General features: G+C 50.0%; 17 protein-coding genes. 4 read left to right on the top strand and 13 right to left on the bottom strand.

Going from position 1 to position 21,311, the window contains the following annotated elements:
• Positions 1-103: 103 nt before the first annotated feature.
• From F4Y64_04655 to mazG, 12 genes are all read right to left on the bottom strand, one after another.
• Positions 104-664 (bottom strand): bifunctional nuclease family protein, encoded by a 561-nt coding sequence (locus tag F4Y64_04655; GenBank protein ID MXX96890.1) that lies wholly within the window; start codon positions 662-664, stop codon positions 104-106.
• 25 nt (positions 665-689) lie between these two features.
• A complete protein-coding gene (gene hisC / locus F4Y64_04650) occupies positions 690-1,775 on the bottom strand; it encodes a histidinol-phosphate transaminase (GenBank protein ID MXX96889.1) in 1,086 nt (361 codons plus the stop codon).
• On the bottom strand, positions 1,775-3,040 hold the full coding sequence (hisD, locus tag F4Y64_04645; protein MXX96888.1) for a histidinol dehydrogenase: 1,266 nt from the start codon (positions 3,038-3,040) through the stop codon (positions 1,775-1,777). Before hisD ends, hisC begins: the two co-directional genes overlap by 1 nt.
• A gap of 12 nt (positions 3,041-3,052) precedes the next feature.
• Positions 3,053-3,415 (bottom strand): DUF3276 family protein, encoded by a 363-nt coding sequence (locus F4Y64_04640; GenBank protein MXX96887.1) that lies wholly within the window; start codon positions 3,413-3,415, stop codon positions 3,053-3,055.
• 47 nt (positions 3,416-3,462) lie between these two features.
• Positions 3,463-4,245 (bottom strand): purine-nucleoside phosphorylase, encoded by a 783-nt coding sequence (locus tag F4Y64_04635; protein ID MXX96886.1) that lies wholly within the window; start codon positions 4,243-4,245, stop codon positions 3,463-3,465.
• Positions 4,220-4,900, bottom strand: coding sequence for a hypothetical protein (locus tag F4Y64_04630; GenBank protein MXX96885.1), 681 nt, complete (start codon positions 4,898-4,900; stop codon positions 4,220-4,222). Before F4Y64_04630 ends, F4Y64_04635 begins: the two co-directional genes overlap by 26 nt.
• A complete protein-coding gene (locus tag F4Y64_04625; GenBank protein ID MXX96884.1) occupies positions 4,900-5,799 on the bottom strand; it encodes a DUF4249 family protein in 900 nt (299 codons plus the stop codon). Before F4Y64_04625 ends, F4Y64_04630 begins: the two co-directional genes overlap by 1 nt.
• Positions 5,800-5,801: 2 nt before the next feature.
• Complete coding sequence (locus F4Y64_04620; protein ID MXX96883.1) at positions 5,802-8,489, bottom strand: TonB-dependent receptor; 2,688 nt, start codon at positions 8,487-8,489, stop codon at positions 5,802-5,804.
• A 48-nt stretch (positions 8,490-8,537) separates the two neighbouring features.
• A complete protein-coding gene (locus F4Y64_04615; GenBank protein MXX96882.1) occupies positions 8,538-9,638 on the bottom strand; it encodes a hypothetical protein in 1,101 nt (366 codons plus the stop codon).
• Between the two features lie 55 nt (positions 9,639-9,693).
• Entirely contained in the window at positions 9,694-10,221 is a 528-nt protein-coding gene (locus F4Y64_04610) for a sigma-70 family RNA polymerase sigma factor (protein ID MXX96881.1), read from the bottom strand.
• Positions 10,222-10,627: 406 nt separating this feature from the next.
• Positions 10,628-13,528 (bottom strand): TonB-dependent receptor, encoded by a 2,901-nt coding sequence (locus tag F4Y64_04605; GenBank protein ID MXX96880.1) that lies wholly within the window; start codon positions 13,526-13,528, stop codon positions 10,628-10,630.
• A 991-nt stretch (positions 13,529-14,519) separates the two neighbouring features.
• Positions 14,520-15,314, bottom strand: coding sequence for a nucleoside triphosphate pyrophosphohydrolase (gene mazG, locus F4Y64_04600; GenBank protein ID MXX96879.1), 795 nt, complete (start codon positions 15,312-15,314; stop codon positions 14,520-14,522).
• Positions 15,315-15,422: 108 nt separating this feature from the next.
• Between mazG and ssb the strand changes: the two genes are divergently transcribed.
• The 4 genes from ssb to F4Y64_04580 all read left to right on the top strand — a co-directional run bounded on the left by ssb (position 15,423) and on the right by F4Y64_04580 (position 20,606).
• The gene (gene ssb, locus F4Y64_04595) at positions 15,423-15,938 is read left to right on the top strand and encodes a single-stranded DNA-binding protein (protein MXX96878.1); all 516 of its coding nucleotides are present in this window, start codon (positions 15,423-15,425) and stop codon (positions 15,936-15,938) included.
• Between the two features lie 278 nt (positions 15,939-16,216).
• Positions 16,217-17,614 (top strand): sodium-dependent transporter, encoded by a 1,398-nt coding sequence (locus F4Y64_04590; protein ID MXX96877.1) that lies wholly within the window; start codon positions 16,217-16,219, stop codon positions 17,612-17,614.
• Positions 17,615-17,762: 148 nt separating this feature from the next.
• The gene (locus tag F4Y64_04585; protein ID MXX96876.1) at positions 17,763-19,040 is read left to right on the top strand and encodes an HlyC/CorC family transporter; all 1,278 of its coding nucleotides are present in this window, start codon (positions 17,763-17,765) and stop codon (positions 19,038-19,040) included.
• 69 nt (positions 19,041-19,109) lie between these two features.
• Complete coding sequence (locus tag F4Y64_04580) at positions 19,110-20,606, top strand: amidophosphoribosyltransferase (protein ID MXX96875.1); 1,497 nt, start codon at positions 19,110-19,112, stop codon at positions 20,604-20,606.
• Here the strand turns inward: F4Y64_04580 and F4Y64_04575 are convergent.
• The gene (locus F4Y64_04575) at positions 20,603-21,079 is read right to left on the bottom strand and encodes a nuclear transport factor 2 family protein (protein ID MXX96874.1); all 477 of its coding nucleotides are present in this window, start codon (positions 21,077-21,079) and stop codon (positions 20,603-20,605) included. The genes F4Y64_04580 and F4Y64_04575 overlap by 4 nt on opposite strands.
• Positions 21,080-21,311 lie beyond the last annotated feature (232 nt).

Below are 21,311 nucleotides of genomic sequence, written 5' to 3'. Positions count from 1 at the left end.
ATACATAGCGCCCCGTAGCCTTATCTGACGGCCGTCCTACTATACCAGGGAATCGTTGTCTGGGTCATTTTGAGCGAATGATTGACAGCTAATTCTATCGGAACTATTCCTTTAGCTTCGCCAAAGCGTCACGTACCCGTGCAGCTTCCTCGTAATCCTCTTCTTCAATGGCACGCTCCAATTTCTCTTCCAATTGCTCAATCGGGGATACTGGTACTTTAGCCTCATCGTGGGCAGTATCTTCGTCTTCACCTAGTGGAATCCCCGCCTCTTCGAGAATTGACTCTGATACCAAAATATCAACATCTAGGCGTACCGCAACTGCAACCGCATCACTTGGGCGCGAATCTAACGCAGCGGGCTCTCCATTCTGGAAGAATCGAATTTTTGCAAAGAAGGTACCCTCCTCTAACGAATCGATCAGAATGTCATTCACCTCCATCCCTGCATGCTCCATCAGACTACACAAAAGGTCATGGGACATGGGGCGCGGCGGGCGTTTTCTTTCAACTCCAATTGCAATGGCAGTAGCCTCATTTTCTCCGACTACGATCGGGAGTTTTCGTGTTCCAGCTATTTCCCCCAACATCAAAACAAAAGCACCACCACTGCTCGGGCTCGTTGACAGCCCAATAATTTCTACCGGGACAAGTCCATCTTGCATTCGAATTGCGGTTTTGGCTAAAGAACTACGAGATTATCCGTGTCAACGCTCGTAGGAATGCCCTGTTCTCGTCAGGAGTTCCTGCGCTCACGCGCAAGAAGCCCCTTAACTCCGGGTACCCACTCATATCGCGAACTAAAATACCAGACTCGGCAAGTTTCATAAACAGTTCCTTACTGTTACCGGGAACTTTAAATGTAACAAAATTTGCTTGTCCTGCAAGCACACGCACCCCTTTTATTTGCCGCAAGGCCTGAATTAAATGCTTCGTTTCTGAACGAATCTGCGCTATCCGGTCATGAACGAGGTGGGATTGCAAAAGAAGTGCCCTTACTGCGGCGATACTGAAGCGGTCAATCATGAATGGAGGCCGAACCTTCAGAACCTCCGACATTAACGCGGGGTCTCCGACCAAATAGCCCATACGTAATCCAGCTAGTCCAAATGCCTTAGAAAAAGTTCTGAGAAGAATCACATTTGGATAATCCCTCAATGCAGTGAGCATGCTAGGTTCATCTGCAAACTCTATATATGCCTCGTCAATGAGCACCAGTCCTGGTGCCGCTTCAGCAATTAGTTTAATCTCCGCCAAAGGTAATGCTAAGCCTGTGGGGTTATTTGGGGAGGTGATCACTACGACGGAAGGAGCCGCTTGCTGAATCGCCTTTAGAATCCCATCGGTGTCAAACTGCAGGTTATCGCGAGGAGTAATCGACACGACTGTTCCTCCAAAAATATCCACAACCCGCTCATAAAAAGAAAACATCGGGCGAGGCAACACTACTTTTCTGCCTAAAGAAATGAAGGTTAGCCCCAGCGTGTAGGTCAATTCGTTCGATCCATTCCCAATAATAATTCCTTCTGAATCCCAGCCTATATAATCCGCGATTAACTTCGTAAGGTCATCAGGCTGCTCTGAAGGATACCGATGAAATGCAGTCTCTTTCCAGTGCTCAAATACTTTTTCTTTTAGCTCATCCGGCAGGTCAAATGGACTTTCATTCTGATTGAGCTTGACTTTAATTTGCCCAGGAGGGACTCCGACCTTATAAGGATGCTGCTTTTGGATCTCACCCTTGACCTGGGAAAGTGCACGATTCCGGATCGTCATCAGTCTTTCATGCGAGCTTTTACGCTGCGCGCGTGAGCATCAAGCCCTTCACTACGTGCCATTAGAGCAATATCATCGGCTACGACCCCTAAACGCCGTTCACTGTAGCTGATCACACTCTGTCGCCGAACAAAATCATCAACTCCCAAGGCGGAGGAAAATCTCGCGGCTCCCCCTGTAGGCAATACATGATTCGGACCTGCATAGTAATCTCCAACCACCTCCGGGGACCACGGACCAATGAAGACGGCACCCGCATGCCGAATCTTCTCCAAAACCTCCCATGAATCTGCAACCATGAGCTCCAAATGCTCTGGAGCAATAGTATTCACCGTGTGAATTGCTTCCTCCATCGAAGAAGTGATGATCGCCGCACCATGTTCCTTCAAGGCCGAAGTAGCTATATCCCTTCGCGAAATCAGCGGCAGAAATGTTTCAAGTGCCTGACAAACGGCCTTCGCAATCGCCTCATCAGGGGTTACAAGGATTGCACAGGCTAGTTCGTCGTGTTCGGCCTGGGCAAGAAGGTCATGCGCAATCCAGTCTGGTCTGGCAGTGGCATCGGCCAGAACCACTAACTCGCTGGGACCGGCAAGACTATCAATATCCACATGGCCATAAACTAGCTTTTTGGCTGCCGTAACATATGCGCTGCCCGGGCCTACGATCTTGTCCACCCGCGGGACGGACTCTGTTCCGAATGCGAATGCAGCAATGGCCTGTGCTCCGCCGACCGCAAACACGTTTTCAATTCCCAACATATATGCGGCAGCCAAAACCTCCCGCCGAGGTAGCCCGGTAGAAGGATCAGGAGGACTTGCAAGATACAGGTCGCCGACTCCTGCCACCTGAGCAGGGATGGCGGTCATCAATACACTGGATGGGTATGCAGCGGTTCCACCAGGGACATACAAGCCCGCAGCATCCACCGGTAAGATGCGCTGACCCAGACGGACACGATCTCCGTCGTCCACATACCAACTCTCGCGGCGCTGCCTCGCATGGAACCGGCGTATATTATTGGCGGCATCCTGAAATGCGTGCTGCCAAGCCGATTCGGCTTCTACCCAAGCCGACTCTAATGCCGCAGAGGGTACGGAGATGGACGTGAGTCCGACACGGTCAAACTGGCTCGTGTAATCAAGTAGAGCCACATCGCCGTGCTCCATGACCTTCTTGATCACCTTGGCTACGCGCACCTCCAATGCAGAATCCAAGCTTATTGGCTTTCGTCTCCATTGATCTGGCGCAATCAAGCGGATCATGGCTCAACCAGACTACGTGCTGTCGTCGTCCCTGGGTGGGAAATCAACAGACGGATAGCCATAAAACTCGTAGTCCGGTAGACGCTCGGTCCGTACATCCTCCATTGCCTCGTACAAGCCCTTCATGAACTTAGTGAAGTCTTCCTTATACACGAAGATCTTGTGTTTCTCGTGACGATGCTCACCAACCCGCTTGCTCTCGGTGATGACGATAAAAAAGTCTTCACCAGATCGGGTTGCCTTCACATCAAAGAAGTACGTACGTCGTCCCGCCGGGACCCTCCTCGAAAATACTTCGTCGCGATAGCGAGATCCGCTGCCTGAATGCGGCGCACCCTCCCAATCGCCACTGTCATGTCCATAGTCGTCGTTCATGCGCTGCAATTTGGTCTTGTGATATGAGTATCGGGTTGTAGGTAAAATTATGTTCTGTATGGCTGAGGAGCCTGCATTAGCGCCCTGGCGATTACATCCGCAAGATTCGCACGTGCAGCCTCGGCCGAACGAAGTACATCTTCGTGATTTAACTCCTGCTCATGCAGGCCCGCCGCACTATTGGTAATGATAGTGGCCCCCAGCACATGCATATCTAAAGCTGATGCTTCCATCGCTTCCGGTACTAAACTCATTCCAACTGCATCGCCGCCCCTACGTTCAAAGGCGACAATTTCCGCTGGAGTTTCGTAGCTCGGCCCAATGGTCCACACATAAACACCACTGGAGACCGGTAAGCCGCCACAAGCTGCAATCACACGCTCCCTCCAAAGTGCGTCGTACACTGAACGTCCCCTGTAGGTTGCAGTCAGCGGCTGGGCGCAGATATGGCCTTCTACCAACATAATTTCTCCTGGGTTCAAAGTTGCTCGTATCCCGCCCGCCGCACTAATCAAAATGATATTCTTGATCCCCAATTCATGGATGAGGCGCACCTGAAAGGTGACACGATCAGTCGAAACTCCTTCGTAGTAGTGAACCCGCCCTTGCATTAGGAGAACTTCGTGGTTTGTAAAGACACCCGACGTCACACGGCCCGAATGTCCAGCAACAGAAGGAGCTATGAATCCAGGAATATTTGAAGCAGTCAGGCTCCAATGGACCTGATCCAGTTCAAGACCACATCCAGATCCTAGAATAATCGCGACCGAAGGCTGGACTTCTCCAAGGCGCTTACTTAACAGGTTACGTGCGGTTTTTACTCGACTCACTTCGACTCAGTACCTCCTGAACAAATTCACTTGCCATTATATACCCGTACCCCCTTCTGGTCAGGTAAGTGATCAGCTTCTTTTTTCGCTCAGGGAATGTGCCCTGAACTCTAGTCTGGAATCTTTCGACCATGCTTTTTGCACGCGCAGCAAAGGCCTCCGGGTTGATCGTGGCTTTGATCGCCTCGGAAATATCGTCATGTGAAACCCCATCTGCGATTAATTCACGCCGAATCCTCTCTGGCCCATACCCTTTATGATTGAACCGTGCCGTGGCATATTCCATTGCATACTTTCGGTCATCAATATAGCCAAGATCCTGAAGATCTCCCATCGTATGATCAATCTCGTGATCCGAAAACCCCCGCTCTCTCAAACGTGTACGTATCTGATATGCAGTCCTCGGAGCATAAGCCAAATATCCTAGTGCCTTAGACTTTGCCCGGAGCATTCCTTCATCCTGCAAAAGGACACTTACTTCTGTTTCATTCAGCTCTTTCCCCACATGCAGTTTGTTCTGTACAACCAGATCCGTCAAAATCCCAAAGGCATACTCGCCATCAATAAAAACCGATGTCCTAGCCCGATTCTTAACCTGCGGGTTTAACGCCGTGATCGTACCAGCTCTGAACGAACGCCCTTTTGCAGTACTCATTACTTAATGCTTACTGTAAATGTATCCACGGCCAGTCCCGCAAAAATCCCCCGTCCGTGTAAAATGTTTGATGGTGGCTCATATTCACCCGGATTCGAACTCTGGGAAACAAAGTCTGCATAGGCCTCTGTACAACGAATAATACTGATACGCAGACCATGCTGTGAAATCGGATCGGTCTGGCTTGCCACAGGTACTGCATAAGAACCCGACCAAGATCGCCGATTCGCATCAATAAATGGTATATCCTCTTCCGGCTGCACCACTTCCGAACTCAGAAAGTAATTGCTGAGTCTTTGATCCTGCGTCAGAGTGGGTAGCAATTGCATTCTGATCCACCAGTCATTCCCATCGTTTCCAGTATGATCCTCCCAATACACGGTCGCCCGTACGAGATGGACCAATCCTTCCCGCGCACCCGTGCCCAGCGCCCGAATCCCCAAAGAATCAATCTGAGTCGGATCTATAAACAGGGAGTCTAACAGCAATCCAGGGACAGGGGTGTCTGAAACCGAGATTTCTATGCTATCCAGGGAAATTAACGGTGGAATTCGGGTCCGCGCCGTGACCAATTGATCCTCCCATTGCACATTCAATGCGATGCTTTCTCCAGGCACTGCTATCACAGAATCCAATGGCCCATACGCTCCAGGGCGCTGCATCCGGTAAGGAATTAAAGCATCCTGTAGCGTGAGTCCAACTTGGGCACCCATGGCGGCAGTCGACGAATCCAGCTGATAAGGATCTTGCAGCGGAGCAGCCTGTCTTAGGATGATTTCCGGTAATGATTGCTCGGACATCACGAATGCTTCCACAACAAGCAGAGACGTGTCCTCCGGTTGAACGGCATCACATCCTGCCAGGAAGATAACTGCAATTAATAGATACCTGAATTTCATCACTAAAATTGAGCAGTGATTTCGAGCAGTGGGTAAGCTGGAAGCCCATATCTGGACGTAATAGCAACCTCGTGCGGTAGTGCAGGATCATATACACGTCCAATCACATTCCGCCGGAATGTGATGTTATTCACTTCTAACTTGAGTTGCAACGCTACATCGCCCACATTGAAGCGATAGGATCCTTGAACTCCATAATTCACATACGGGGGTAATCGGCCGTTATTAATCTTGGGAAAGTAGAGAAACCCTTGCGGCGCTTCAGAAAGAGGATCCCCTACGGCATAGCGCGCCTCAGGAACCGTGATTGGGTACCCGCTGCGCCAGTTTCCACTAACCCCGTACGACCAATGGCTTCTCGTACGCTGAAAGGCGATTTGGAGCTGCTGGGGTATATCAAACCGCCCGGGACGAAACTTATATTCTCCAAGTTCAGGAGCCCGACTTCGAGATCTGCCGGCCGCATAACTTACCCAGAGGAAGGACGCCCCTCGCTCATATTGAAGGTTGGCCTCCAATCCATGCGCCAGTGCTTTCCCCCTGGTGTATTGGCCTAAGATTGCGCCGAGCTCAATCCCGGGCCCCAACAACCTGTCTCTGCTTTGTTGTTCATTGCGCGGGAGCAATAGTCCGTGTGTCAGGTGAACGTACAGGTCAACATCAACGGTGAAGAAGTTCCCCAACAATACACCGGCGCCAAGAGACGCATGATAGCTGTGGGACGGGTCTACGGAACGACTAGCGGGGACCCACCGGTAAGAAATCAAATCGTACAGCACTGAATAACGATCCCGTACCTGATGCAGGTACTGAACATTAACCCCCATGGCCATCCGAAGAATAACTTGGTCCAGGTCATATAGAACCCCCAAACGAGGGCTTAGCCGTAAATCTTTAGCCCCCCTGAGTTGACTGGCACGAAGCCCTGGCTGTATCTGTAATCTTGCTGTTGGCCTCCAGGTGTCTTGTGCATACAGTACAATTTCCGTGTTATCCAGTGCGCTATGCTCATCTATGCTTTCGGAAATGGTATTCGTCTGCAAAATCAACGCTTCCAATTCACTCGAGAATGTGCGCTGCGCAATCGAAATACCCGCCCGAATATGATGGGTCAACGATAGATAGTAATCAACATTCAGCTTTACGCCAACGTCCAGTATATCTAATTCGTACACTGAATTCACGAATGAGATGGTTGTCGGGCGAATAAAAATGCGTTCATGTGCCCGATAGGAGGTTGCATACGCTGTTGCACTCAAAAAAAGTCGATCCGCATACAGATACTGATAGCGTGCACTGATCAGGCGATTACTCCACCGCGTATCAAACTCGAATACCAGGCTTGCTGGGCTCAACCAGTCGCTTAGCGGCAATGCATCCCGAAAAGAGCCTACCACCGACAAATTTACGGGTAGCCGAATATCCAGAACATCTGAACTTCCGTAGACCCCCAGAGTCAGCCGCTGCCTCGCGGATGGACGCCATGCCAACTTCGTACTAATGTCATACAGGTGTATTCCTGTACGCATGGTGTCCCGTCTGCTCCCATCGTACACCGGATGCCTGCGCCCAATAATTCGATCCAGATAGGATCGCCGTCCAGAGACCATAAACGATAGCCCCTTTGTGATCGGCCCCTCAACAAATGCACGTGCACTTAACACCCCTAAGCCTGCTAATCCCGTGATCTGGTCCATCGTACCATCTTTCAACTCTGCGTCCAGTACAGCCGACAGGCGTCCGCCATGTTCGGCCGGAAAACTTCCCTGGTACAACCGTACATCCTTGAAAGCCTCTGGCTGATAGACAGAAAGGAGCCCCGCAATATGCCACATATGGTATACGGGAGCACCGTCAATCAGATAGTGAACCTGATCTGGCTCTCCACCCCGCACGATCAGTCCTCCTTGATTAGTACGTACTCTCTGGACACTGGGAAACCAGCGTAGCGATTGGAGAAGATCTGCTTCGCCAGGAAAACCTGGCAGTTTACTGATTCGATTGACCGAAACTTGCCGTACACCGGGTTCTACCTCATACGGATCTCGACGATCTGAGCTGACAAAAATCGCCTGGGATTCCAAGGTTTGGCGATCTAATCGAATTATGGTCGGCTCCTCGGAGATTTCAAGTAAGGTGTCCAAGGTCGCGTAGCCAAGAAAGGAAATCCTTGCCCGGTATTGCCCAAATGGCAAGGATGGGATTGCATAATACCCCGCTTTATTGGTTGCAGAGCCTATTGCAAATCTGGGCAGATATACATGCGCCCCTGGCAAGGTCTCCTCGGACAGCGAATCCATCACAAATCCGTGCAGCGTACCCAAACGGACCACGGCTGGATCCAGAGACGCATCCTCTCCTACTTCTACAAGTACATATTGCCGCCTTTTTAACCGGATCACACTAAGATTCTGATCCGAGAGAATGCATGCCAGCGCAGCAGCAACGTCAGTACCAACATAATTGCATGTCGCCAAACGCCCCTCTACCTGCCGCTGAGCATAGACAAGGTTGATGCGATACGACGTTCCAAAGGAATCCAGAACCTGGGAAAGGGGCTCAGATGAGACATCCACTGAAATATCCTGGGCATACGAGCTTGCCTCAGGGCTGACACCTATGAAGGCAGCAACCAGGTACAAACAAAGTAATCGCTTCCGAAAAAACCACTGCCGAAGAGTAACGTGCATTTAGTGTGCGCGTTACACATCATAGCCATCTGTGTTCCAAGCCGCTTTTTAGGGGACAATGCGGTAGGTCTCCCCTTCTCTAAGTACTTCGGCGTCCAGTGTTAGTGCAAGCGCATCCAGAATTTCTTCAGCTGTAACGTCTGGAGCGAAGGTGCCGGTTACCCTCTCATTTATCAGGGATGGATCAAAGTCAACACGAATATTTCGGCTTGTAGAAAGTAGTACCGCTGCCCTCCTTAATGAAGTTTCTCGGAAAAATATGAAACCGGTCCACCCCAATTGATCTTCTATATTTACTTCCACTGGTGGCATTGGTGCAGCGGATCCCTGCGCTATACTTGTCATTTGCCCAGGAACGAGTAGAACGCTCTGAGGATTTTCTGCGATTGAGGCGACCTGTAGACGACCACTCTCTAAAACGACCTGGGTAAGCCCATTCATCGAGCGCACACCGAAACGTGTGCCGAGTACCCTGGCTACTGCTTCCTCCGTTTGCACGGAAAATTGATCCGGTTGGTGCGCAATATCAAAAAAACCCACCCCCGTCAACTCTACAGAGCGCGAAAAATTCTGTTCATCAAACCGAAGGGTTGCAGGTCCGTTGAGGTGCGCGATGGAGCCATCGGGAAGAAGAACACGCTCATATTCGCCTGGATCCGCAGTTGCCATTTGGAGAGTAACGTCTCCCTGATTCAGAAGCAGAAGAATAGTAATCACAGATACCGCGAGAACGGCAATAGCAGCAGCCATTCGAAATGTCCGCAATGGCAATATCCTAGCCGTCGACCGGTTGTCCTCCAATTCCCAGCATGTAAGAAAATCTTGGCGATCCCGTTCAATTTGGGCAGCAACTTCGGAATACCCCGGGTCCGATTCAATGACGGAATCGAGGGCTCCCCATTTTTCATTCACCTCGGCTGCTTCCTCCTCGCTTAAATCTTCCGCATGCCCTCCAAAAACCAGCGAGTATAGTACAAAATCACGAGGACTGGGGATCCGATCTCGCATATAAGCCCGGAACCGTTGCCAGCCTGCAAGAGAACGTGCCAAATCTGGATCAGCTTCCAGATTTTCAATATGTGCCTTCTTCTCTTCGGCGTTGAGTGCTTCTTCGCAAAGCACCTTTTTTAGTATCTCGGATTGGTCCATCCTAGAGTAAGGGTCCGTCTACCAAGAGACGCTGGAAAAGTACAAAAGGTAACAGCTAATCTGTGAATATCGACCTCATTTTTTCAAACGCGCGTTTCACCTGCATTTTGACGGCGGTTTCGGTCGTATCCAGGATCTCGGCAATCTCCCTGTATTTATAGCCATGTTCGCGGAGTTCCAGAATGCGTCTGGCACGCGGAGTGAGCGTTCCGAGAGCACGCTCCGCATCGAACTTGCTCCCGAACCAATCATCCGGTGAATTTCGTCCCTCGGGGAGCATTTGCGGCTCATAGGTTTTCTCCTTGGGAGAGTGCCGTCCTCGATAATAATCGTGCAACTCAAACAGGGCAGCTTTCATGGCAAAGGCCTTGAACTTGTCCATTTGTTGTAACGCCTCCAACCCCGAATGAACCCGTAGTAGTGAACATTGAACCAAGTCGTCAACTACAGCCTGATTCCCAATTTTGGTCTTGAAATACCTGTCAAATACTTTAGAAAGTCGCCGCAAAAGCAAATTTCTGGAATATTCATCCCCTTTTTGTGCACGTTGCACAAGTTTTGGATCAAAATTACCTGAGGCCATTTGATACACCGTATCCGATTCGCCCAGGACTGTCTATGGCGTGGCCAATCTGCTTTGTGTGATCTTCCACGCTGGATCGAAAATGGACGGATTTATCACAGAACAAAGGATGTTGGAAATTCGTAATTCTCCATCTCCAGAACCCTGTCGATGATGCTCTAATAATATGTGGGATATTCAATCGCAGGGTGAATTGATATTATTACCATCCATAATGATGTAGTTGTAGCATGCTTTGGGGGCAAGGGTTCCAAACTATTCGCCACCCACAAGCCGCTTAAAACCTCAATCCTTACCCACGGATCTTCAGGGGCAGACAGGACCCGTACGATTCGGATACGTCAATAAAACAAAAAAGCCCCGGAGGTTTTTCCCCTGGGGCTCTTTGTGCAAGAATTATCAAGACCTAGAATAGATCTGCGACTAGTCGAAGCACATATGCGCGCCCATTATAGTCCCAGGGGGTACTCTCTGGACGAATGTTGCCCTGACTACCGGTTTCGTCTTGATGGGAGTCTGGATACGTATCAAACAGATTATCGACTCCTAGGGATACGCGGTAATCTTCAAGGAAACGATACCCAACTTCAGCATCAACAATCACGGCTGAATCAAACTCATCCAGCAGGCTCCCGGTGCTATTCACACATGAGTTGCTGTTATTACGGCAGGCGTACCAGCCATCATAGTAATTGAGTCGAACCATTCCACTGACTGCACCGCGGATATGGCGTCCCATCAGCACAATTCGATGTTTGGGGTTCAGATCTTCAGTTTCGAGTTGGCGGCGAGGAGTCAACAGACTCAGCGTAAATGGAGTACTCAACGACTGTCCGAGAAAAGTGCTGATATCCCGGGGCTGTGAGAAGTCTTCCAGGGTAGTCATTGTCCAGTTCCATGCGAGAGAAGCTTGGGTTGCGTTCCCTGAATCACTCTCTCTGTCATACGCCAAAAGAAGGTCAATCCCACGTGTACGTGTATCAAAGTCGTTGGAGAAGAATTTAATTTCACGAAGAGTAGTTGAGGCGCCTCCCAAGAGTGCTTGCTGAACGATAATATCTCGAATTTCCTCCGTAATCGCAATATTCCCAGTGAGCGAGATTCGATCCTGAAGCGAAATATCAAAATAATCAAGGGTCAGTGTCAAATTGGATGAGAGATCTACGATCGTTCCCAACGTCAAGCTGAACGCCGTCTCTTCGGTAAGTTCTTGGCCGCCGAGGGCAGCGGAAATCGGGTGGGTTGGTGGAAGCTGCCCTGTTTCCACGAGCTGATCGCCTTCACCGGAAAGTGCAGTCTGTAATGCCCAGAGATTCGCCTGACCAGGTGTGGGAGCCCGGAATCCAGTGGAGGCCGTGCCACGAAAACGAAGTGACCCGGTTGCACGGTACAATGCCGCGACCTTACCGGTCAGCGTTGACCCGAAGTCATTGTAATAATTCTCGTAGCGAGACGCAACACCCAAGGTCAAACGGGTAGTTACATCCGTCTCCAAGTCAAGATAAAGAGCGACATTGGGGCGATCCCATGAACCTGCAAATTTTGGATTCAAACCTTGATAGCCATTGGAACCAACACTGAACCCTTGGGAGCCATACTTACCATTGGCCCATGAATCAGGGTCACCGCCTTCAGTGGTGAACTCTTCCGTGTGCCACTCTAACCCGAATGCAATATTCAAAGGGGTGGCAAAAGCACTCACTCCAATGGGATAGGAACCAGAAGCGGAAATCGTAAACTCCTGCTGCTCGTACCCACGAGGCTTGAAGGATGTTGGGGTATCCGGTCCCAAGGAAGCGTTGACCGTGTTATAAATGAAGTAGTCAATATCGCTGTTTCCCATGGAGAAACTAAGATCCCAGCGAAGGCCGTCATCCGCTCCACCACGAATACCTGTGGTTACGCTCAAATCATAGATGTTGGCACCAAAGCGTGGTGTAAAACCACCCGGAAACAATTCATTGAAGAGAAAGCACTGCCCCTTGTACTGGGAAATAAACGCATTCACCGCCGCAAAATCTGCGTCTAGGCTTGGAACATGTTCACTACAAACTATGTCGTCACTTTCATTCAAATCCGCAACGGCTCTAACTGAACCGGACCTGAACACAGCCGCTCTGGCACTACTCGTTCCGGGAGAACGAAAGTAGAATCCGCCTTCGGATTCCCGGTTGCCGTAGCCACCAAATGCGTAGATGTGAGCATTATTGCCTACATCAATACCCGCGTTCACAAAACCAACGAACGAATTACTGACGTCTGGGCTACCCCACACCTGAGCAGGATTGTTGACCGGGTATCCCCTTTGGATCAGCGCACTTTCATCGCGCCTAAGTCCACTGCGAATCGTAGGATCTGCATCACGGTATTCAAGGCTGAGATTCAAAAAGCCACGGTCTGTGAGAGGAAGTCCTACGTTCGCGGCTGCGAGGAAATTCCTTCCAGTAGCAGAATAATCGTGCTTGCTTAACAAACCATTTGATGCATTAATGCCATTCGGTACTAAATCATCACCTCCAGAGTACATCCCACCTTGCAGCCGGACATGGACCCCTTGATTATTGTCACGAAGCTGCATATTGAATACACCGGCCACGGCATCCGCGCCGTACTGAGCCGCAGCCCCGTCCCGGAGTACTTCAACCTGCTTAAGTGCAATGCTCGGAATCATATTAATGTCTGCGCCCTGCGAACCCGTATTCAAAGAACTACCAAGAAGGGCCATTGACGCCGAACGATGACGTCGCTTACCATTGACCAACACCACGACATTATCTGGTGAAAGGCCACGAAGAGTGATGGGTCGTACTAGTGTAGCCTCATCATCAATTCCATGGCGTTGAACATTGTAAGATGGAATCTGCGTACGGAGGATTTCATCAATATCCGAACTAGTCTGAGAAGCCAGATCCCTGGGACCAAATACATCAACCGGAACGGCGGAATCCTTCACAAGCCGAGGCAAACGTCGTGACCCTACGACGACAAACTCGTCAATCTCCAATATACTCTCACTGAGTTGGACGTTGATCTCATTCGTACCCTCTGAAACGAGGACCTCCTGAGTCCTATATCCCACAAAGCGGAATTCCAATGTACTGCCAACAGCAACATCTGAGAGCGAATACATGCCCTCGGAATCGGTGACCGTACCCTCCAAGGTACCTTTAATTATAACCTGTACACCTGGGAACGGCTGGCTCGTTGCAGTTTCTGTTACCGTGCCAGTTACAGTGACCTGAGCCGCCACAACGGGGACAATGAGAAGTCCAAGTGCCAATAAAATGGAAGTAGCAAGTTGTTTCATTTTTTCGAATGTTTGTTTCTGAAGTTAAGTGGACGCACAACCACGCCCCGGGCCAAGGCAATCACTCGCTAAAAGAAAACCCCTCTCCTATGAAAGAGAATGCTCTCAGACGGCAAATAAATCACGCCTAGCACGCTATTCACTATGAACACAACAATATAAGATAAGGGAAAATAAGATAAGGGAAATACAAAAATCTTCCTCTCTGAGGAAGAAGTGATATGCTTTCCATGTATCCTCGGTGACATAGATAATCGGGCGCTCGTATCCAACCACATCCGCGCCGTATACGGATTGAATATGGCTTGGTTTCTCAGGGACTCTCTGCGGTTTATGCAAAAAAATATCGGCATAAATTGAATTACTTCATTTTTTTTGCAGATTTGCCTGTGCGTGGCGAATCGGCATTCCACAAGACCGATTGATTTGGTAATTCATACGAGTCGATGGGCACACCGCACTCGCCTTGTGAATATTGTCCAGTCAGTGGACCATCACACTGCTATGGGCAGCCCTCTCTCACAAAGATAGTAATGCATCAAGTATTTATCCGTCAATCATATTCTTTATCTATTATATAATGTGCAGCGTTGGTTACATTACTGTTAATCCATAGTAAGTTGTCTCTCCGGGCCAGAGCATTGGTACATCACAATCGCTTAATCGGCTGGTGCGAGACCTGGACGATTCTTTCAAACCAATTCGAAATGCGGATGCTAAGCGAGCACCGTTCCCGATCGAGCACAGCTGTTCTGGGCGTCAACTCAGGCCTCGATCTCGATACGGTCCTGCACGAAATCGTGAAAAGCACCCGTGGCCAAACCGGTGTGCGTTACGACGTGATCTCGAACATTGATGAGGCGGAGCAGCGAAGGACTTCGTCACCTCTGGTTCGAATCCGGATGAAGAGCAGCTGTTGATGGAGTGTCCCTGTATATTACAAGGGAAGCTACCTACGTATGTGTTGGAGTGATCAAAGGGGGCGACCAGATTATATCTTCCGGCTCTGGCATTTTGATGCCTCCCAGTGCCGGTCTAATTCTTCTAACTCTGCCGCCTTCATGTCCGGTACATTTGCTTCCACGTATTCGAACCGGTCGCGGAAGCGACGATTCGCAACTCTGAGTGCATCTTCTGGATTAATTTGATTTGTCCGCGCATAATTGACTAGTGCAAAAAGCAAATCTCCAAATTCACTCTCACGTTCATCCTCCGAACCTGCTGTCTTGAACTCCCGAATTTCCTCTTCGACCTTGGCCCAGGTACTTTCCCGATTAGGAAAATCAAACCCAACACTTGCAGCTTTTTCCTGCATCCGGTAAGCGGACAGTAGCGCGGGTAATCCGGCAGGTACACCGCTAAGCACGGACCCTCCCTTTCGCTCTTCTGCCTTGAGGGATTCCCAATTCTGGAGTACTTCTTCAACCCCCGATACATGAACCTGACCAAATACATGTGGATGTCGCCGAACCATCTTGTCAATAGTTACCGCAATTACATCGGCCAGATCGAACTGCTTGGCCTCTTCCGCAATGACACTGTGTAAAATAATTTGCAATAGTAGATCCCCCAGTTCTGTGCTGAGTTCCTGCATATCCCCCATATCAAGCGCTTCAACGGTTTCGTATGCCTCTTCAATTAGCAGATGGCGCAGTGAAGCATGTGTCTGCTTTCGATCCCACGGGCATAATTTTCTGAGTTGACGAACTACATTGACTAGGAGGACCCACTGGGGAGCCGAGTCATTGACCTCTGAATATTCCTGATTATAGATTTCTCCAAGCATTAATCTGGGGCTATATTGATGTTTTAGTCCGTATTGGCTTCATGGGGACGTTTTTCTGTCTGATGCGTTTCAAATACGGATCGATGTCTTACATTCTAAACACAAATCATGCAAGATATAAATGTAAATAAAGTCGTCCTCATTGGACGCATTGAAGAAGAACCTGTCCTCCGTCATACCCAAGCCAACACAGCAATCTGCTCGTTTCGTGTTGTAGTAACTGAGACGTATGTCAATCGGGATGGGAATCCCACGGAACGCAAATCCACGCACAGCGTGGTCGTTTGGGGGCAAAAAGCGGAGACATTCAAAAATCAGGCCCACGCAAATTCTCTCATATTTGTAGACGGGAGTATTCGAAACCGCTCTTATGAGGACCGCGAGGGAAATCGGAAGTGGGTCACGGAAATAAATGCTCAAAATGCATTCGTACTGGATGCCGTGAGCGGACATCAAACGCATCAGGGAACACAAGGTGGATATTCGCAGCCTCAGCCTGCTACCTATCAGACCCCAGCCCAACAAACTGCGCCTCCCTCACAACAGCCTCCGGCTCAGCAGGCCCCCCCGGCGGTGGAAGGCTCTTCTACATCACATGTACCGGAAGATGACCTTCCCTTCTGAGGATATGAGTAGAACACTCCGGGTATATTACGTAAAATTCCGTTTCCACCCATCAGTACGCAGTTGATCCCCTGCCCAGTCTTCCGCGCATTGTGGCAGGAGTCTGACCTTGCTGTTAGTCACTCTCGTCGAGTCAAGTTGCTTTTGACAAGCTTTGCGAATTGATCCCCGAGGTAACTTGCAATCCCCGTAGTTCTTTATCTTAAGCGTTATTCTCAGTGAGAATCTATCTACACAAGTAACTCTAGCAAAAATAGAAATCAGAGATCATGGCATCAATTCAGCAAGGCGGCGCGAATGATCGCGGACAGTGGAGTGGAAGGGTAGGATTTATTCTGGCTGCTGCCGGAAGTGCGATTGGATTAGGGAATATTTGGCGCTTCCCCTACTCTGTAGCAGAAGGTGGCGGAGGCTTATTTGTCCTGATCTACCTGTTTTTTGTTCTTGCAATCGGCCTCCCTGTGCTACTGGCTGAACTCAGTCTGGGCCGCGAATCAAGACGTAACCCTGTCGGTGCATTCAAGGCGGTGATCCCTGGGAAAATGTGGCCCTACGTGGGCGGTCTCGGGGTTTTGACGGGCGCAGGCATCCTTGCCTTTTACTCCGTAATCGCCGGCTGGACATTGGGGTACCTTGGCAAGGCCGCATCTGGAACACTGGCACAGGCGCAGGATGGGGAAACCAGTGGAGCGATCTTTAACTCCTTCGTGGCAGATCCTTTCTGGCCTATCCTACTAAGCGGATTGTTCTTGCTGCTGACCCTGTTCGTTGTGCGAGGAGGCGTTTCCAAGGGAATTGAACGGGCAACCACACTGTTGATGCCGGCTCTTTTTGTACTGCTGATTGCAATGGCAATTCGAGCAGTCAGCCTCCAGGGAGGCATGGACGGACTGGTTTACCTCTTCACGCCCGATTGGTCGAAACTGAGCCTGAATGTGGTCATGGGGGCACTTGGACAGGCACTGTTCAGCTTAAGCTTGGGGATGGGGGCAATGATCACCTATGGATCCTATGTTTCTAAACGGGAGAATCTCTGGAAGTCAGGCATCTTTATTGCAATTGCAGACACCGGGATTGCCCTGTTGGCTGGGCTCATTATTTTTCCAACCCTCTTTTTTGCAAACGCAGACCCTCTTGCCGGTCCAGGCCTCGTATTTGTGGTACTTCCAACCATCTTTAACCAGATGCCTCTTGGAACTGTCTTCGCTGTAGCGTTTTTCTCACTACTCGCGATTGCTGCACTGACCTCAACCGTTAGCCTTCTTGAGGTCGTTGTTGCATATTTCGTAGACGAAAAGGGTTGGAAACGGAATCGGGCGGCGGCAGCGGTTTCCGGATTTTGCTTTGTTCTGGCTGTGCCTTCCGCACTCGCATTCGGAGCAGCACCGGCACTGAGTGGAGGCGAAGGTTCTCTGCTGCCATTCAACCTTGATTTCCTAACCCTGAACAATAATATCTGGGGGAATTACTCCCTGAGTATCGGAGCGTTTCTGATATGCATCGGAGTCGCATGGGCGTGGGGTGTTCCCAAGTTCCTGGCTTCGCTTGAAGATGGCGGTGATCGTAAATTCCCTATGCCTGGGCGTGAGCTCGTCGGCTTCTTGGTTAAGGTCGTTTGCCCACTAGCCGTACTGATTGTTCTTATCTTTATTGTAGTAACTGGGGAATATTTTTAATTGCGTGAATATCCACCTAGTTCTCTGATTCGTATGCACCAAATCTTTTCGAAGTTTGGACCCTCCTGAAGGCCCCATTCTGGCCATACTCAGTCTGCTACCCCAGGCTTTTGGTGTGCCGGTATCACCGACTGAAATTATTGTCTTTCTGCTGCTGCTTCTTGCCAGCGCAGTCGTATCAGGTTCGGAAGTGGCGCTTTTTTCGTTGAGCACCACAGATCGGGAAACGCTCGCTGCGCGGGGGGATCGCCGCAGTCAACAGGTGCTGACACTCTTGGAAAAACCTCGTCAGCTACTGGTTACAATCCTTTTTCTCAACACACTGATCAACGTTTCTGCCGCCATTCTTGCGGCTATGGTGACAAAAAACATCGCAGAACACCTTGAATTCAGCATTGAAGTTGTTTTTGCCGTTGAGGTAGTTGCACTCACGCTCACGCTGCTGATTGTATCCGAGATCACTCCCAAACTGATTGCGTCCAGATATTCAATCTCATACAGTCGCAGTGTTGCAGGAGTGCTTGCGTTCATCTCCCGTCCCCTGTATCCAGTGACATTCCTGCTGACACGTATGTCGACCGGCGTACAGGGAGTTTATCGTAGCTGGGGAAATCATGAAGATATTGACAGACTTTCTTCAGATGACCTGAGAGTGATGGCCGAGATCGGTAAAGATCATGGTTCTCTGGAAGAAGACGAACATGGCTGGATTCAGTCACTCCTTGATCTTGGTGAAACCACCGTCCAGACCATAATGGTCAATCGCCTGGATATTTCGGCCATCCCCGTCACTGCATCTCTGGCCGAGGCATTGGACTTGATTCGTGCCTGTGGTCACTCCAGACTTCCACTCTATAAAGACCACCTAGATAATATCCAGGGCATTGTCTATGCAAAGGATCTGCTGCCCTTCATCAACCAACCTGACTCCAAAGTATACTGGAATCAGATCATCCGGCCTCCGATTTTCGTACCACTTGGTCGAAAATCAGATGATCTACTGCAGGACTTCCAGCGCCGTAAAACCCATCTGGCAATTGTAGTGGATGAGTATGGAGGTACGGCGGGACTGGTAACGCTGGACGATATATTAGAGGAGGTTGTCGGAGAAATTGAAGATGAACATGACGAGGCGCGGGATACGCTCATCACTCCACTGGGCGAACTGGAATACCGCGTGGATGCGCGGATCCCCCTGACGGATCTCAATGACACCTTAGATATTTCCCTGCCAACGGATACCTACACATTCGAAACCCTGGGTGGACTCATATTTCACCTGGCCGGAGATATTCCTGAACCAGGATTTACGACCACACATGGTCAATTGGATCTTTCAGTGGAAGAGGTGGAAAACAACCGAATCCGCTTGGTACATATCCGTGTCCGCAACGACACCAAAGAGTCGAACGACATAATTTCATAGTAATATGAAACCCTAATGAGCTCACTGGATTCAATGGCTTATCCATCACTGCTACGCCACTGAGCTCGCATGGACAGCATGAGAGACCACTGCGGAATTTTTGGCATTTTTAACTCGCCGGAAGCCGCGCGGCTTACCTATTTTGGTCTGCACGCTCTCCAGCACAGAGGGCAAGAATCGTGTGGGATTGTTAGTTCCTCCTTTGACCCGGTACGACAGCGACGAATCATGTCTGCTGTACGTGACTTTGGCCTTGTCCTGGATGTATTTGATGATCCCAGCCTTTTCCAAAATCCCCTGAATGGTAAATCGGCAATCGGCCACACTCGTTACTCTACGAGTGGTTCTTCAGTAAATCGTGCCAATATTCAGCCTTTCCATGTTCAGTACCGAGACGGAAATCTCGCGGTTGCCCACAATGGGAACCTCTCCAATGCAGCCAAACTTCGGCGTTCATTCAGTGAGCAGGGAACGCTATTTCAGTCAACCTCTGATACGGAACTCATTCTGCATTTGATTTCCCAAAGCCGCCAGGAAGATCAAGTTGATCAAATTCTGGATGCACTTTCGGGAGTCGAAGGTGGCTATGCATTGACCCTGCTTACTGACAACCGCCTGATTGCGGTTCGCGATCCCAATGGCTTCAGACCGCTTGCGCTTGGACAATTACCCGAAACAGAAGCGAATGGGGGAATCTCCTACTGCGTTGCGAGTGAGACCTGCGCCTTTGATATGATTGGGGCCGAATATATTCGTGATGTTGAACCGGGTGAGGTCGTCATCATTGATCAGGATGCCTGTGAGATGGGGGAACCCCGCAGTGAACAGCTCAATGGCCAGTACGGTGTGAGCCAATGTATTTTTGAATACATCTACTTTTCCCGGCCAGACTCCCGGATTTACGGCGAGATGGTTGATAAAGTGCGCCGAAAATTTGGCAAGCAACTCGCTCACGATGCTCCTGTGCCTCGTGTACCAACGGAAGAAAAAGCTCCCCTTGTGATTTCGGTGCCGGACTCTTCCAACACTGCTACACTCGGGTACGTAAGTGAATGTCAAAAGCTTGGATACCGTTGCAAGTACGATATAGGTTTGATTCGCAACCACTATGTGGGTCGAACCTTCATCGCACCAGGCCAGGACAGCCGCGAGCTACGAGTGCGGTGCAAGTTTAATACCGTTGATGGTGTACTGAGAGACCGGATTGTCGTCGTCCTGGACGATTCGATCGTTCGGGGAACGACAGCAAAGCTGCTTGTGAAGATGATTCGGGAGGCTGGTGCGAAGGAAGTTCATTTTCGTGTCGCTTCACCAACTGTCATGAATCCCTGTTTCTACGGGATGGATTTCCCCAGCAAGCAGGAATTGCTTTCAAGCAAATTCGATGATGTAGCCGCCATAGGAGAGTGGCTTGGCGTCGACTCTCTTGCTTACTTGAGCATCGAGAGCCTCAAAAAAGCGGTCGGGGACGCCCATGACAGCCCGCACGGCTACTGTGATGCCTGTTTTACAGGATGCTACCCTGTACCCGTGGAGAACAGTGTCGCCAAAGAGGCCTACGATTAAGGGCCCTCTTCTGGCACTTCACAGGTGGGTGGACGATTCGTGTCCGCCAGATAAATGATCTTCCAGCCCTCGTCCGTCCGGTAAAGCTGCATTGAGTTCACCCCGCAGTGACTGAGCGTATCACCAAGAAAGAAAGCAAACTCCATCCACGCCGAAGCCAGTCGCCCATCAATTGAGATATGAACATCCCATATCCGCTCATCCCATACCTCGTCGTGCGGTGTACCAACCGCCCGGACAAACCCATCCGTAGGACCGATACGTAGACCTTGAGAACCAGCCCGGGCCATTAGTGCTTCTTCATGCAATACGCTGCGTACCATCGTACTGTCACCAGCGCGCATCCCGTCAAATAAACGATCAATCACGGCCCGAACGTCGGCTTCATCAGACTGAGCGTACGCAGGTACACCCATCGCCGCAATTAATGTAATTATGGAAACACAAGAGAGAAAAAAAGAGAGCCTTTGCATTTGGATACCCATATAAATCTCCCGCCAAAACTCTCACTTGGCAAATCCGTTCCCTCCATTATGCCTCATGATTTCTCCTTGTACTTGAGTACATAATCGCCGGAGATTTTGCGTAGAGCATATAATTTTCTAAATTTTCCCGGTTGAAATAAATGCATGCCTCTTACCTGTAAGGACTAGGGACCCTTGTTCGCCGCACGAACGAGAGCATGAAAAGGTTTTCGTAAAATCT

The sequence above is a fragment of the Rhodothermaceae bacterium genome (genome assembly GCA_009838195.1).
Taxonomy (GTDB): Bacteria; Bacteroidota; Rhodothermia; order Rhodothermales; family Bin80; genus Bin80.
Note: the sequence above shows the minus strand (reverse complement) of the source record. Positions and strands in the feature narration are given on the sequence as shown.